The 13,609-nt window shown below is 62.4% G+C and carries 10 protein-coding genes and 1 tRNA gene; 8 read left to right on the top strand and 3 right to left on the bottom strand.

Translation table 11 applies throughout. The features are described from left to right. Nucleotides 1–4 precede the first annotated feature (4 nt). Complete coding sequence (locus ACIQYU_RS21795) at nt 5–1,111, top strand: multifunctional CCA addition/repair protein (protein WP_207834168.1); 1,107 nt, start codon at nt 5–7, stop codon at nt 1,109–1,111. Nucleotides 1,112–1,220: 109 nt separating this feature from the next. Here ACIQYU_RS21795 and folK read toward each other — a convergent pair whose 3' ends face one another. Both folK and folB read right to left on the bottom strand, forming a co-directional pair. After that, entirely contained in the window at nt 1,221–1,730 is a 510-nt protein-coding gene (gene folK / locus ACIQYU_RS21790; RefSeq protein ID WP_207834159.1) for a 2-amino-4-hydroxy-6-hydroxymethyldihydropteridine diphosphokinase, read from the bottom strand. Continuing rightward, nucleotides 1,721–2,077, bottom strand: a complete 357-nt coding sequence (gene folB / locus ACIQYU_RS21785; protein WP_009682799.1) for a dihydroneopterin aldolase — start codon at nt 2,075–2,077, stop codon at nt 1,721–1,723. Before folB ends, folK begins: the two co-directional genes overlap by 10 nt. Before the next feature lie 74 nt (nt 2,078–2,151). Here folB and plsY point away from each other — a divergent pair, with 74 nt between their 5' ends. Then, nucleotides 2,152–2,721, top strand: coding sequence for a glycerol-3-phosphate 1-O-acyltransferase PlsY (gene plsY, locus ACIQYU_RS21780; protein WP_063914575.1), 570 nt, complete (start codon nt 2,152–2,154; stop codon nt 2,719–2,721). A 3-nt stretch (nt 2,722–2,724) separates the two neighbouring features. Here the strand turns inward: plsY and tsaD are convergent, their stop codons facing one another. After that, on the bottom strand, nt 2,725–3,750 hold the full coding sequence (tsaD, locus tag ACIQYU_RS21775; protein ID WP_063914574.1) for a tRNA (adenosine(37)-N6)-threonylcarbamoyltransferase complex transferase subunit TsaD: 1,026 nt from the start codon (nt 3,748–3,750) through the stop codon (nt 2,725–2,727). A 204-nt stretch (nt 3,751–3,954) separates the two neighbouring features. Here tsaD and rpsU point away from each other — a divergent pair, with 204 nt between their 5' ends. The 6 genes from rpsU (at nt 3,955) to ACIQYU_RS21745 (ending at nt 13,408) form a co-directional block, all read left to right on the top strand. Then, the gene (gene rpsU / locus ACIQYU_RS21770) at nt 3,955–4,170 is read left to right on the top strand and encodes a 30S ribosomal protein S21 (RefSeq protein ID WP_003255575.1); all 216 of its coding nucleotides are present in this window, start codon (nt 3,955–3,957) and stop codon (nt 4,168–4,170) included. A gap of 302 nt (nt 4,171–4,472) precedes the next feature. Beyond that, entirely contained in the window at nt 4,473–6,455 is a 1,983-nt protein-coding gene (dnaG, locus tag ACIQYU_RS21765; RefSeq protein WP_241106186.1) for a DNA primase, read from the top strand. Nucleotides 6,456–6,522: 67 nt separating this feature from the next. Further along, the gene (gene rpoD / locus ACIQYU_RS21760) at nt 6,523–8,373 is read left to right on the top strand and encodes an RNA polymerase sigma factor RpoD (RefSeq protein ID WP_207834148.1); all 1,851 of its coding nucleotides are present in this window, start codon (nt 6,523–6,525) and stop codon (nt 8,371–8,373) included. A 172-nt stretch (nt 8,374–8,545) separates the two neighbouring features. Further along, nucleotides 8,546–12,289: an EAL domain-containing protein gene (locus ACIQYU_RS21755; protein WP_207834138.1), complete on the top strand. Its 3,744-nt coding sequence runs from the start codon at nt 8,546–8,548 to the stop codon at nt 12,287–12,289. A 16-nt stretch (nt 12,290–12,305) separates the two neighbouring features. After that, nucleotides 12,306–12,382, top strand: a tRNA-Ile gene (locus ACIQYU_RS21750). 126 nt (nt 12,383–12,508) lie between these two features. Beyond that, nucleotides 12,509–13,408: a tyrosine-type recombinase/integrase gene (locus ACIQYU_RS21745; RefSeq protein WP_402802149.1), complete on the top strand. Its 900-nt coding sequence runs from the start codon at nt 12,509–12,511 to the stop codon at nt 13,406–13,408. The last annotated feature ends 201 nt before the right edge of the window (nt 13,409–13,609 follow it).

Below are 13,609 nucleotides of genomic sequence, written 5' to 3'. Positions count from 1 at the left end.
GCACATGCACATCTACAAAGTCGGCGGCGCCGTGCGCGACCGCTTGCTCGGCCGCCCTGTCAGCGATATCGACTGGCTGGTGGTCGGCGCCACGGTCGAGGAAATGCACGCCAAGGGCTTTCGACCGGTCGGCGCTGATTTCCCGGTGTTCCTGCACCCGAAAACCGGCGAGGAATACGCCTTGGCGCGCACCGAACGCAAGAGCGGGCGTGGCTATGGCGGGTTCACCTTCCACGCCAGCCCCGATGTAACCCTGGAAGAGGACTTGATCCGCCGTGACCTGACCATCAATGCGATGGCCGAGGACGAGGCGGGTACGGTGTACGACCCTTATCATGGCCAGGACGATCTCGATCAGCGCCTTTTACGCCATGTTTCCCCGGCATTCGCCGAAGATCCCTTGCGCGTGCTGCGCGTAGCACGCTTTGCTGCCCGTTATGCACCGCTGGGTTTCCGGGTTGCCGATGAGACACTTGAGCTGATGCGCCAGATCAGCGCCTCTGGCGAATTGCAGGCGCTGACTGCCGAGCGCAGCTGGAAGGAAATCGAGCGGGCGCTGATGGAGGCGCAGCCGCAGGTGTTCTTCCAGGTGTTGCATGCTTGTGGCGCCCTGCAGCAGCTGTTGCCTGAGCTTGATGACGCTCCCCAGGCCCTGGCAGCGCTGGAACAGGCGGCATTGCACGAACAGCCCCTGCATGTACGCTGGGCCTGCTTGTTGCGGGCGCTGGCCCCAGCCGCGATCAAAGCCGTCAACCAGCGCCTCAAGGCGCCGCGAGAGTGCCAGGAGCTGGCGTTACTGACGGGTGAGTGCCTGGCGCAAGGCAACCAGGCGCTGGAGCTGCCTGCCACGGCATTGCTGGAGCTGTTGCAGAAGTTCGATGTGTACCGGCGACCGCAGCGGTTCGAGGACTTCCTGATCGCTTGCGAGATGACCGCGCTAGGCGAGGGCAAATCGGGTTATCCACAGGCCGATTACCTGCGCGGGGCAGCGGCGGCGGCGCGGGCGGTGGATGTGAAGCCGTTGGTGCAGGCAGGGCTGACTGGCCAGGCCTTGGGCGAAGCGCTCAAAGGTGAGCGGCTGAAAGCCCTCGAGGCTTACAAGCTCGGTTGAGCATACCGGCCCCTTCGCGGCTAAAGCCGCTCCCACAGGGATCGCACAACATTTGGCATCATGCGATCCCTGTGGGAGCGGCTTTAGCCGCGAAAGGGCCGGTACAGGCTTATGCCGGAGTCAGCTGCAACCCACGCCACTCAAAGGCAACCGGCGCCAACACCTGATCGATCCGCGCCTCCTGCCACAACTGCGCCATCGTCTTGCCTACCCCCGGATGCACCAGCTCCGGCGCCAGCAGCGACAGCGGCCACAGGACGAAGGCATTCTTCAGGATCTCGGCCCGAGGCAACACCAGCCCATCGAACGTGCCGTGCAAATCGTCATACATCAGCACGTCGATATCCAGCGGCAGCCCTTTGCGGTCCGGCGCATAGCGGCCGTTGTCGGCCTCGATGAACTTCAGCCGGCGGTCCAGTTCGATCAACGGCAACGCAGTCTGCCCGGTCACCACGAAGTTGATGAACGGCCCGCTCTTGATCCCCACCGCCTGGCTTTCGAACGCCGGCGAACAGCGTATATCGGTCAGGATGCCGGCCAACGCATCGAGCCCGGCGCACAAGTGCGCCTCGCGCTCGATGTTGCTGCCAAGGCCAAGGTAAACCGTGCTCAGAGACATCCGCGCTCGATCTCCACGCCAACACCACCACGGGCCGCAGGCACCGCACCCGGCTTGGTCAGTTTCAACCGCACCCACGGGATGTGGAACTCTTCCATCAATGCCGCCACCAGGCGCTCGGCGAAGGTTTCCACCAACTCGAAACGGGCCTGTTCGGCAAACGCCTGGATGCGCGCCGACACGCTGGCATAGTCCAGGGCCAGGTTCAGGTCGTCACCGGCCGCTGCCGGGCGGTTGTCCCAGGCAAAGCTCAGGTCCAGGCGCAAGCACTGGCGAATATCCCGCTCCCAGTCATAGGCACCGATGACGGTATCGACTTCCAGGCCTTCGATGAACACTCTGTCCAAGCACTTCTCTCCACAGCACGACAAGGGCGACTGGCGCCGTTAGAATCAGGGCGTCCTCGCCCGGAATAGTTAGCATGTTTTGGTTACTGGCGTTGCTCGCCTACCTGCTCGGCTCGCTGTCCTTCGCCATCGTCCTCAGCCGCCTCACGGGCAGCCCGGACCCGCGTTCCAGCGGCTCAGGCAATGCCGGCGCCACCAACATGCTACGCCTGGCAGGCCGCAAACTGGCGATCCTGACCCTGCTTGGCGACCTGTGCAAGGGCCTGTTGCCAGTATTGCTCGCCCGCCTTGCCGGGCTGGACCTGCACGCGCAGGCCTGGGTTGGCGTGTGCGCGGTGCTGGGCCACCTGTTCCCGCTGTACTTCCGCTTCCAGGGCGGCAAGGGCGTGGCAACCGCCGCCGGCATGCTCATGGCTCTTTACTTCCCGGCCGCACTGCTGGCCATCGGCGCCTGGCTGCTGACCTTCTACCTTACCCGCACCAGCTCGCTGGCGGCGCTGATCGCCACACCACTGACCTTGCCATTGCTGGCCTGGCGCGAGCCCGAGGCCCTGCTGCCAATCACCGTGCTGACGGCGATGATCGTGTGGCGCCACCGCAGCAACCTGCGCGACCTGTTTGCCGGGCGCGAACGGCACTTCTGACGCTTAAACCGGCGGCAGCTGCTCCATCGGCCAGCGTGCCTGCACGCTGATTGCCAGGTCCTGCTGCTGCCCGGCCAACAACCGCTGGCAGCCAGCGTAGGCGATCATCGCGCCGTTGTCGGTGCAGAACTGCGGGCGCGCGTAGTACACGTTGCCCTTGATGCTGCCGAGCATGTCCTCGAGGGACGCGCGCAGGGCCTTGTTGGCGCTGACGCCACCGGCAATCACCAGGCGCTTGAGGCCGGTCTGCTTGAGCGCCCGCTTGCACTTGATGGTCAAAGTCTCCACCACCGCCTGCTGGAATGCCAGGGACAGGTCGCAACGGGTTTGCTCACTGTCGTCGCCGGCATCGCGGCACTGCTGCCAGGTGTTCAGGGCAAAGGTTTTCAGGCCGCTGAAGCTGAACTCCAGGCCCGGGCGGTCGGTCATCGGCCGCGGGAACACGAAGCGGCCAGGCACGCCGCGCTCGGCCAGGCGGGCGATTTCCGGGCCACCGGGGTAGTTCAGGCCGATCAGCTTGGCAGTCTTGTCGAACGCTTCGCCGGCGGCGTCGTCCAGGCTCTCGCCCAGCAGCTCGTATTGGCCGATGCCATCGACCCGCACCAGCTGGGTATGGCCACCGGAAACCAACAAAGCGACGAACGGAAACTGCGGCGGGTTTTCTTCCAGCATGGGCGCCAGCAGGTGGCCCTCCATGTGGTGCACGCCAATCGCCGGGATATCCCAGGCAAAGGCCAGCGCCTGGGCGCAGGAGGCCCCCACCAGCAATGCACCGACCAGGCCCGGGCCCGCGGTGTAGGCAATGGCGTCGATCTCGGTGGCGACGCAGCCGGCCTCGTCCAGCACCTGGCGGATGAGCGGCAGCATGCGCTTGACGTGGTCACGCGAGGCAAGCTCTGGCACCACACCGCCGAACACGCGGTGCAGGTCGATCTGGCTGAACAGCGCGTCGGCCAACAAACCGCGCTCGCTGTCGTATAATGCGACGCCAGTTTCGTCGCAGGATGTTTCCAATCCCAGTACTAGCATGGGTTCGTCCCTTGTGGGGGCTGAATTCGAAGCCGCGCATGATAGTCCCCGTGTCGGATGCCGACCAGCGGTTTTCGATCAGAGGCTTTGCATTCCGGCTTGCTAAGGGTTAACATCCGCAACCCTTGAAAACCGACGTTCTCCAGCACACCTTTGTTTTGCCAGGAGCACGTCTACCCCGGTAATGAATTAAGGTAGCCCTGGATGCCAGCCGTCAAAGTTAAAGAGAACGAACCCTTCGACGTAGCTCTGCGTCGTTTCAAGCGCTCCTGCGAAAAAGCCGGTGTACTGGCTGAAGTTCGTAGCCGCGAGTTTTACGAGAAGCCGACCGCCGAGCGTAAGCGCAAAGCAGCTGCTGCTGTTAAGCGTCACGCCAAGAAAGTTCAGCGCGAACAGCGCCGCGCCGTTCGTCTGTACTAATACAGACGTTCTACGCAAAGCTTCTGCCTGCCCGGCTAACCGCCGGGCGATGGCAGTGGTCGCTTCAAACTTGAGCAGCTAGCTCAAGGCCCTGCACAAGCTTCATGCGAACTGCACATGGGCAACCTGCCTGAAACGTCAGAGCTGGTCCTCCTTGCTGTATGACCAGACGTGCACGTCCGACTGACGGGCCCTCAGGGGCTGGCGACGAGCACACATTCCCTCGCACTTCCCCAAGCGGCACTCGCCCCATTCGGCGCGTGAGCGATTAGACTTGCCAGTTGCCAGATGACGAGACTGCCATGGCCGGGCTGATTCCCCAGAGTTTCATTGACGACCTTATCAACCGCCTCGACATCGTCGACGTGGTGAGTTCGCGCGTCCAGCTGAAAAAAACCGGCAAGAACTACTCCGCCTGCTGCCCGTTCCACAAGGAAAAGACCCCTTCCTTCACGGTCAGCCCCGACAAGCAGTTCTACTACTGCTTCGGCTGCGGTGCCGGCGGCAACGCCCTGGGCTTCGTCATGGACCACGACAACCTGGACTTCCCCCAGGCCGTCGAGGAGTTGGCCCGCGCCGCCGGCATGGAAGTGCCCCGCGAGCAAGGCCGCCGCGACCACAAGCCGCGCCAGCCAACCGATTCGCCGCTGTACCCGCTACTGGACGCCGCCTCGGAGTTCTACCGCCAGGCCCTGCGCAGCCACCCGACCCGCAAAGCGGCGGTGGAGTACCTCAAGGGCCGCGGCCTGTCCGGGGAAATCGCCCGCGACTTCGGCCTGGGCTTCGCCCCGCCAGGCTGGGACAACCTGCTCAAGCACCTGGGTGCCGACACCCTGCAGCAAAAGGTGATGATCGATGCCGGCCTGCTGATCGAGAACGCCGAAAGCGGCAAGCGCTACGACCGTTTCCGCGACCGGGTAATGTTCCCGATCCGCGACAGCCGCGGACGCATCATCGCCTTCGGTGGCCGGGTGCTCGGCGACGACAAGCCCAAGTACCTGAACTCCCCGGAAACCCCGGTATTCCACAAGGGCCAGGAACTGTACGGCCTTTACGAGGCGCGCAAGCACAACCGCAACCTCGACGAAATCATCGTCGTCGAAGGCTACATGGACGTCATCGCCCTGGCCCAGCAAGGCCTGCGCAACGCCGTGGCCACCCTTGGCACAGCCACCAGCGAAGAGCACCTCAAGCGCCTGTTCCGCGTGGTACCCAGCGTGCTGTTCTGCTTCGACGGCGACCAGGCCGGGCGCAAGGCGGCCTGGCGCGCCCTGGAATCGACCCTGTCGAACCTGCAGGACGGTCGCCGCGCGCGTTTCCTGTTCCTGCCCGAAGGCGAAGACCCGGACAGCCTGGTGCGCGCCGAAGGCACCGATGCCTTCATGGCCCGCATCAACCAGCACGCCCAGCCGCTGGCCGATTACTTCTTCGAGCAACTGAGCGTCGAAGCCGACCCGCGCTCGCTGGAAGGCAAGGCGCACATGGCGACCCTGGCCGCACCGCTGATCGAAAAGATCCCCGGCGCCAACCTGCGCCAACTGATGCGCAACCGCCTGAAGGAAATCACCGGCCTCGACCCGCAGCAGGTCGAGCAACTGACGCAACACGCCCCGGCCTCCAGCAGCGTGCCGGACTACGACCCTGGCTACGACTACGACGCCATGGCCAGCTACACCCCCGACTACGGCGACATGCCGCAGCACGACTACGCCCCCGTTCATCAGGAACAGGAGTGGAAGCCGAACAAGGGCGCTGGCAAGAAGCAGTGGAGCGACAAGCCCTGGGACAAGAACCGCAAGGGTGGCAAGCCCTGGCAGCAACGTGACGAAGCGCCACCCCGCGTGCCGGCCCCGGTCGAGCCGCCCACCCTGGCCGCCCTGCGCACCCTGCTGCACCACCCGCTGCTGGCCGGCAAGGTGGAAGATGCCAGCCACTTCGCCGACGAAGAGCACCTGTACAGCCAGCTGCTGGTAGCACTGATCGAAGCCGCGCAGAAAAATCCTGGGCTAAGCTCAATGCAGTTGATCGCGCGTTGGCACGGCACCGAACAGGGGCGCCTGCTGCGAGCCCTGGCGGAAAAGGAATGGCTGATCGTGGCCGACAACCTTGAACAACAGTTTTTCGACACTATAACTAGCTTGTCCGCCCGCCAACGCGAGCGCAGCCTGGAACAACTGCTCAGGAAATCACGTCAAAGCGAATTGACCAGCGAGGAAAAAACCCAGCTCCTCGCCCTGCTGAGCCGGAATGTTCCCGCACAAACGCCGACCTCATCTGGCGCGTGAGGCCCATGCTCGGGTATAATCCTCGGCTTGTTTTTTGCCCGCCAAGACCTTCAGTGGATAGGGTGTTATGTCCGGAAAAGCGCAACAGCAGTCTCGTATCAAAGAGTTGATCACCCGCGGTCGTGAGCAGGGCTACCTGACTTACGCGGAGGTCAACGACCACCTGCCTGAGGATATTTCAGATCCGGAACAGGTGGAAGACATCATCCGCATGATCAACGACATGGGGATCAACGTATTCGAGAGTGCTCCGGATGCGGATGCCCTTCTGTTGGCGGAAGCCGACACCGACGAAGCCGCGGCCGAAGAAGCCGCTGCTGCGTTGGCGGCAGTTGAAACCGATATCGGCCGCACGACCGACCCGGTGCGCATGTACATGCGCGAAATGGGTACCGTCGAGCTGCTGACCCGCGAAGGCGAAATCGAAATCGCCAAGCGTATCGAGGAAGGCATCCGTGAAGTCATGGGCGCCATCGCCCACTTCCCGGGCACTGTCGACTACATTCTCGGCGAATATGACCGTGTCACCACCGAAGGTGGCCGCCTGTCGGACGTTCTCAGCGGTTACATCGACCCTGACGACAATATCGCCGCGCCGACCGAAGAAGTGCCGATCCCGGGCACCAAGGCCGCCGCCGCGAAGGAAGAGTCCGACGACGACGAGGAAGAGTCCGAAAGCGGTGACGACGAGGAAGAGGCCGAGAGCGGCCCGGACCCGGAAGTCGCCCGCCAGCGCTTCGGTGCGGTCAACGACCAGCTGCAGGCCACCAACAAGGTCCTGAAGAAGAACGGTCGCACCCACAAGGACAGCGTCGAGGCCCTGCAGGCCCTGGCCGACCTGTTCATGCCGATCAAGCTGGTACCCAAGCAGTTCGAGGTACTGGTAGAGCGTGTTCGTGACTCCCTGAACCGTCTGCGCCAGCAGGAACGCGCCATCATGCAGCTGTGCGTGCGTGACGCCCGCATGCCGCGTGCCGACTTCCTGCGCATGTTCCCGAGCAACGAAACCGACCAGACCTGGAGCGGTGACCTGGCCAAGCGCAACACCAAGTGGGCTGCCGCCCTGGGTGAAAAGGACGCCGCCATCGTCGCTTGCCAGCAGAAGCTGATCGACCTTGAGACCGAAACCGGCCTGACCGTTGCCGAGATCAAGGAAATCAACCGTCGCATGTCGATCGGTGAAGCCAAGGCCCGCCGCGCCAAGAAAGAAATGGTCGAGGCGAACCTGCGTCTGGTGATCTCCATCGCCAAGAAGTACACCAACCGTGGCCTGCAGTTCCTCGACCTGATTCAGGAAGGCAACATCGGCTTGATGAAAGCGGTGGACAAGTTCGAATACCGTCGCGGCTACAAGTTCTCGACCTACGCTACCTGGTGGATTCGCCAGGCGATCACCCGTTCGATCGCCGACCAGGCGCGCACCATCCGTATTCCGGTGCACATGATCGAGACGATCAACAAGCTCAACCGTATTTCCCGCCAGATGCTGCAGGAAATGGGTCGCGAACCGACCCCGGAAGAGCTGGGCGAGCGCATGGAAATGCCTGAGGACAAGATCCGCAAGGTACTGAAGATCGCCAAAGAGCCGATCTCCATGGAAACCCCGATCGGTGACGACGAAGATTCGCACCTGGGCGACTTCATCGAGGACTCGACCATGCAGTCCCCGATCGACGTGGCCACGGTCGAAAGCCTCAAGGAAGCCACCCGTGACGTGCTCTCGGGCCTGACCGCACGCGAAGCCAAGGTGCTGCGCATGCGTTTCGGTATCGACATGAACACCGACCACACCCTCGAAGAGGTAGGCAAGCAGTTCGACGTGACCCGTGAGCGGATCCGTCAGATCGAAGCGAAGGCGTTGCGCAAACTGCGCCACCCGACTCGCAGCGAGCATCTGCGCTCCTTCCTCGACGAGTGATGACAAAACCCCGGCCCAGGCCGGGGTTTTTCTTTTCCGCCCCTTCCACTGCCTGTTCTGGCCTCATCGCCTCCCCCTGCCGGCCGCAACCACACAAAGCCCGCCATCCATCGCACACCGGCAGCAATGCCCGTCTACACTCGACTTCAGACCCCCTGAATGCGAGGCCGCTATGCACCCGATGCCGGCCATTCTGTTGCTGCTCCTGATTTTGTGGAACACAACGGCCGGCGCCCTTACCCTGACAGACGAGGAGAAAGCCTGGTTGGCTGCCCACCCGCAGCTGAGCCTGGGTGTAGACGCCTCTTGGCCACCGTTCGAGTTTCGCGACCAGGAGGGCCGGTACCAGGGATTGGCCGCCGATTACATCGCCACGATCCAGCAACGCCTGGGGGTGACGCTCAAACCGGTCGAACCAAGCAGCTGGACCGAGGTACTGGCGCAAGCCCGCGAAAGCCGCATCGACCTGCTGCCCGGCATCATGTCTACCCCCGAACGCCAAGGCTACCTGGCCTTCACCCGGCCGTACCTCGACTTCCCCATCGTCATCCTCGCCCATAAAGGCGGCGCACAACCGCGCAACCTGAAAGACCTGTACGGCCTGAAGATTGCCGTGGTCGAAAACTACGCTCCGCACGAACTGCTGCGCACCCACCACCCGGACCTCAATCTGGTGGCCCTGCCCAACGTCAGCTCCACCCTGCAGGCCCTTGCCACCGACGAAGTGGACGCGGTGGTCGGTGACCTCGCTTCAAGCATCTGGAGCCTGCGCCAGCTCAAGCTCGACGGCCTCTACGTCAGCGGCGAAACGCCCTACCGCTACCAACTGGCCATGGCCGCCCCGCGCGACAACAAGGTACTGGTCGGCATTCTCGACAAAGTGATGGCCGACATGAGCAGTGGCGAAGTCAGCCAGATCCAGCAACGCTGGGTGGGCTATGTGGTCGACCAACGGATGTTCTGGTCCGACCTGCTGGTGTATGGCCTGCCCGCGGTGCTGGTATTGATGGCCGTGCTGGCAGTGGTCATCCGCATCAACCGCCGACTCAGTTCGGAAATTTCTCGGCGCATCGCCCTGGAACAGGAGCTGCGCAGCAGCGAGTACCACTATCGCAGCCTGGTCGAGAGCCTGTCCGCCATCGCCTGGGAGGCCGACGCCAACGACTTCACCTACAGCTACGTCTCGCCCCACGCCGAAGGCCTGCTCGGCTACCCATTGGCCGACTGGCTCAAGCCCGGCTTCTGGCGCAGCATCCTGCACCCGGAGGATGCCCTCTGGGCCCAGGCCTACTGCGACAGCGAAACTGCCGCCGGGCGCGACCACAGCCTCGACTACCGGGTGATCCGGGCCGATGGCCAGCCATTGTGGGTGCGCAACATCGTCAGCATGATCGAGCATGGCCACCAGCCAGTGATGCGCGGGCTGATGATCGACATCAGCGAGACCAAGCGCACCGAGGACGCCCTGCGCCTGTCCGAGCAGAAGTTCGCCTCGGTGTTCCAGCAGTGCCCCGACATCCTGCTGATCGCCCGCCACAGCGACGGCTGCCTGCTGGAGGTGAACGAAGCCTTCGAAGAGCAGATCGGCCTCTCCCCGGGCCAGGTCATCGGCCGCACTGCCACCGATCTCAACCTGTGGGGCGTCGAAGGCACCGGCCCGCGGCTGCTCGAACGCCTGCATCAGGGCGGTATCCGCAACCTGGAAATGAGCTTCCGCCGCAGCAACGGCCAGCTGTTCACCGGCCTGACCTCGGCCGAAACCTTCGAGCTCGACGGCAACCTCGCATTGGTGGTGGCGGTACGCGACATCAGCCAGCTCAAGGAAACCCAGGAGCAGCTGCAAACCTCGGAAGAGAAATTCGCCAAGGCCTTCCACGCCTCGCCCGACGGCCTGTTGCTGTCGCGCCAGAGCGACGGCTTGCTGCTCGAAGTGAACGAGGGCTTCTGCCGCCTCACCGGCTATGACCTCAGCCCGACCCTTGACCAGACCTCGCTGGACCTGGGCATCTGGGTCGACCTCAACGAACGCAAGCGCCTGGTCGAACAGCTCAACCGCGATGGCTTCGTGCGCGACTTCACGTGCCACTTGCGCCGCAGCGATGGGCAGATTCGCCTCTGCGAGCTCTCTGCACGGCCGCTGCCAATTGCTGGCGAAGACTGCATGCTGACCATCGCCCGCGACATCACCGAACGCCACCTTATGCAGGAAAAGCTGCAGCTGGCCGCCACCGTGTTCGAGAACACCGCCGAAGGCGTGCTGATCACCGACATCGACCAGCGCATCAGTGCCGTCAACCGCGCCTTCAGCGAAATCACCGGCTACAGCGAGATCGAAGCCCTCGGCCAGACCCCACGCCTGCTCGCCTCCGGCCAGCACGACAGCGCGTTCTATGTCGCCATGTGGCATCAGCTGACCGATGAAGGCCACTGGCAAGGCGAAATCTACAACAAGCGCAAGAATGGCGAGCTGTACCCCGGCTGGCTGACCATCAGCGCCGTGCGCAACAGCGAGCGCGAAATTACCCACTTCGTCGCCGTTTTTGCCGACATCTCCAGCCTCAAGCACGCCCAGGCCAAGCTCGACTACCAGGCCCACCATGACCCACTGACCGGCCTGCCCAATCGCGCCCTGTTCGAGAACCGCCTGCAGGCTGCGCTCACCTGCTCGCAGGTGTCCAACCGCAAGGGCGCGGTACTGTTCCTGGACCTTGACCGTTTCAAGCACATCAACGACAGCCTCGGCCACCCGGTCGGCGACCTGCTGCTCAAGGGCATCGCCCAGCGCCTGAAGGAGCAAGTGCGCGACGTCGACACCGTGGCCCGCCTGGGCGGCGACGAGTTCATCATCCTGTTGCCCGGCCTGCACAAACCCAGTGACGCCAGCACCATCGCCAACAAGCTGCTGGCCTGCTTCAACGCGCCGTTCCAGGCCGGCGAGCACGAGTTCTTCACCAGCGCCAGCATCGGCATCAGCCTTTATCCACAAGACGGCACCGACGTTGCCACACTGATTCGCAACGCCGACGCCGCCATGTACCGCTCCAAGGCCAAGGGCCGCAACCGCGTCGAAGCCTACACCCTCGACCTCACCACTCAGGCCAGCGAACGCATTGCCCTGGAGCACGAACTGCGCCGCGCCATCGAACGCAACGAACTGAGCCTGTGCTTCCAGCCCAAGCTCAGCCTCAAGACCCAGAGCCTGGTCGGCGCCGAAGCGCTGATCCGCTGGAGCCACCCGACCTTTGGTGAGGTTCCGCCCGAGCACTTCATCCACTTGGCGGAAGAGAACGGCACCATCCTCCAGGTCGGCGACTGGGTACTGGAGCAGGCCTGCCGGCAGATGCAGGCCTGGAAGAAGCACTACCAACCCTTCGGCCCGCTGTCGATCAACCTCGCCGGCGCCCAGCTGCGTCACCCGCACCTGGCCCGGCGCATCGAACAGCTGCTGAAGCAATACCAACTCAAGGCCGGCGACCTGCAGCTGGAAATCACCGAAAACTTCATCATGAGCCAGGCAGAAGAAGCCCTGGCCGTGCTGTACCAACTGAAGAAACTGGGCGTGCAGCTGGCCATCGATGACTTCGGCACCGGTTATTCATCCCTGAGCTACCTCAAGCGCCTGCCGCTGGACATTCTCAAGATCGACAAGTCGTTCATCCGCGGCCTGCCCGACGACCCCCACGACGCCGCCATCGCCCGCGCGATCATCGCCCTGGGCCGCAGCATGCAGCTGACCATCATTGCCGAGGGCGTGGAAAACCAGGCTCAGCAAAGGTTCCTGGCGGCTGAAGGCTGCGAGCAGATCCAGGGCTACATCGTCAGCCTGCCCCTGCCCCCGGACGAGTTCGCGGCGACGTTTCTTCGCATAGCACTATCGGATCTTTCAGATGGCACAGGTGCGAAACCCTCGTTATAATCCGGCCACTTACTGAGGGCCTATAGCTCAGTCGGTTAGAGCAGAGGACTCATAATCCTTTGGTCCACGGTTCGAGTCCGTGTGGGCCCACCAACCTTGAAGCCGCGTACTACGCGGCTTTCGGCTTTTTGGGTTTGTGGTAGCCGGATCAGTCCTATGGTCCGAAGGTACAAATTAGGTACAGTGCGGCTTCGCTTGCACGCCTTTGGAGTCCTTCAGATGGCCACAATCGTTAAAACCCCTGCCGGCACCTGGAAGGCCGTTATCCGCAAAACCGGATGGCCGACCAACGCCAAAACCTTCCGCACCAAACGCGACGCCGAAGATTGGTCACGACGCACCGAGGATGAAATGGTGCGGGGTGTTTACATTCAGCGCAGCGGGTCTGAGCGCTTGACGCTCGAGAAAGCTCTGCAACGCTATCTAAGCGAAATCACCCCAACGAAGAAACCAACAACTCAACGAGCGGAAAAATCCAAAGCGCAGCAGCTTATCAAGCTGCTCGGGAAATACTCCCTTGTTGCCCTTTCCGCAGAGGTGATTGCTGATTACCGAGATAAGCGCCTTTCGACATCAACCGCACGCGGCCAATCGACCAGCAACAACACGGTTCGTCTTGAATTGGCATTGCTTAGCCATCTTTTCACGGTGGCTATTCAGGAATGGGGATTGGGCCTGACATTCAATCCTGTATTAAACATCAGAAAACCAAGTCCAGGCGAAGGGCGAGATCGCCGCCTTGATCCAGACGAAGAGCTTAAACTCATCACTGCAGTCAAAAAGCACAGCAACCCAATGCTCGGGTGGATCGTGCGAATAGCGCTGGAAACAGGTATGCGCTCATCAGAAATCACGTCTCTGCGCCGTAGCCAGGTCGATCTTCCCCGCCGCATTGTCCGCCTGCTCGAAACCAAGAACACCCAGCCCCGTACCGTGCCTTTGACCACCGAAGCAGCCGCTGTATTTCGCGAAGCACTTGCCAATCCAGTTCGCCCCTTTGAATCCTCTTTAACAAAGAAGCTTACTGGTTACACATCACCTACACAAAGCGCTTACTTGACAGGAGAAAACCACCTTTATGCCATCTGCGAATCAAGACATGTAGCCCACCAAGGTTAGATTGACCAACTTCGCTCTGTTGGCCATCCTAAGCCACCTCTATCTGATATCCGCCTGACAACTTTTTCTAACTATCGACGAATTATGGCGAATTCGGCCTATTCCCCGCCTGCTTTGATGGCGGACCGAAGGACAGATAAAAAATTCCGGTCATAACAGAGTGCTCAGACATTGCACCGTCGTGGCTATGATCTCTCCCCC

The organism is Pseudomonas sp. NPDC096925 (genome assembly GCF_044762545.1).
Lineage (GTDB): Bacteria > Pseudomonadota > Gammaproteobacteria > Pseudomonadales > Pseudomonadaceae > Aquipseudomonas.
The sequence above is the reverse complement of the archived record's forward strand: the minus strand, read 5'-3'. Positions and strand labels throughout refer to the sequence as shown.

Bases quoted from the DNA above. Each gene is read 5' to 3' on its own strand.
- ACIQYU_RS21795 (WP_207834168.1), top strand. From the start codon at position 5: ATGCACATCTACAAAGTCGGCGGCGCCGTGCGCGACCGCTTGCTCGGC.
- folK (WP_207834159.1), bottom strand. From the start codon at position 1,730: ATGTCTCTGAGCACGGTTTACCTTGGCCTTGGCAGCAACATCGAGCGC.
- plsY (WP_063914575.1), top strand. From the start codon at position 2,152: ATGTTTTGGTTACTGGCGTTGCTCGCCTACCTGCTCGGCTCGCTGTCC.
- tsaD (WP_063914574.1), bottom strand. From the start codon at position 3,750: ATGCTAGTACTGGGATTGGAAACATCCTGCGACGAAACTGGCGTCGCA.
- rpsU (WP_003255575.1), top strand. From the start codon at position 3,955: ATGCCAGCCGTCAAAGTTAAAGAGAACGAACCCTTCGACGTAGCTCTG.
- dnaG (WP_241106186.1), top strand. From the start codon at position 4,473: ATGGCCGGGCTGATTCCCCAGAGTTTCATTGACGACCTTATCAACCGC.
- rpoD (WP_207834148.1), top strand. From the start codon at position 6,523: ATGTCCGGAAAAGCGCAACAGCAGTCTCGTATCAAAGAGTTGATCACC.
- ACIQYU_RS21755 (WP_207834138.1), top strand. From the start codon at position 8,546: ATGCACCCGATGCCGGCCATTCTGTTGCTGCTCCTGATTTTGTGGAAC.
- ACIQYU_RS21745 (WP_402802149.1), top strand. From the start codon at position 12,509: ATGGCCACAATCGTTAAAACCCCTGCCGGCACCTGGAAGGCCGTTATC.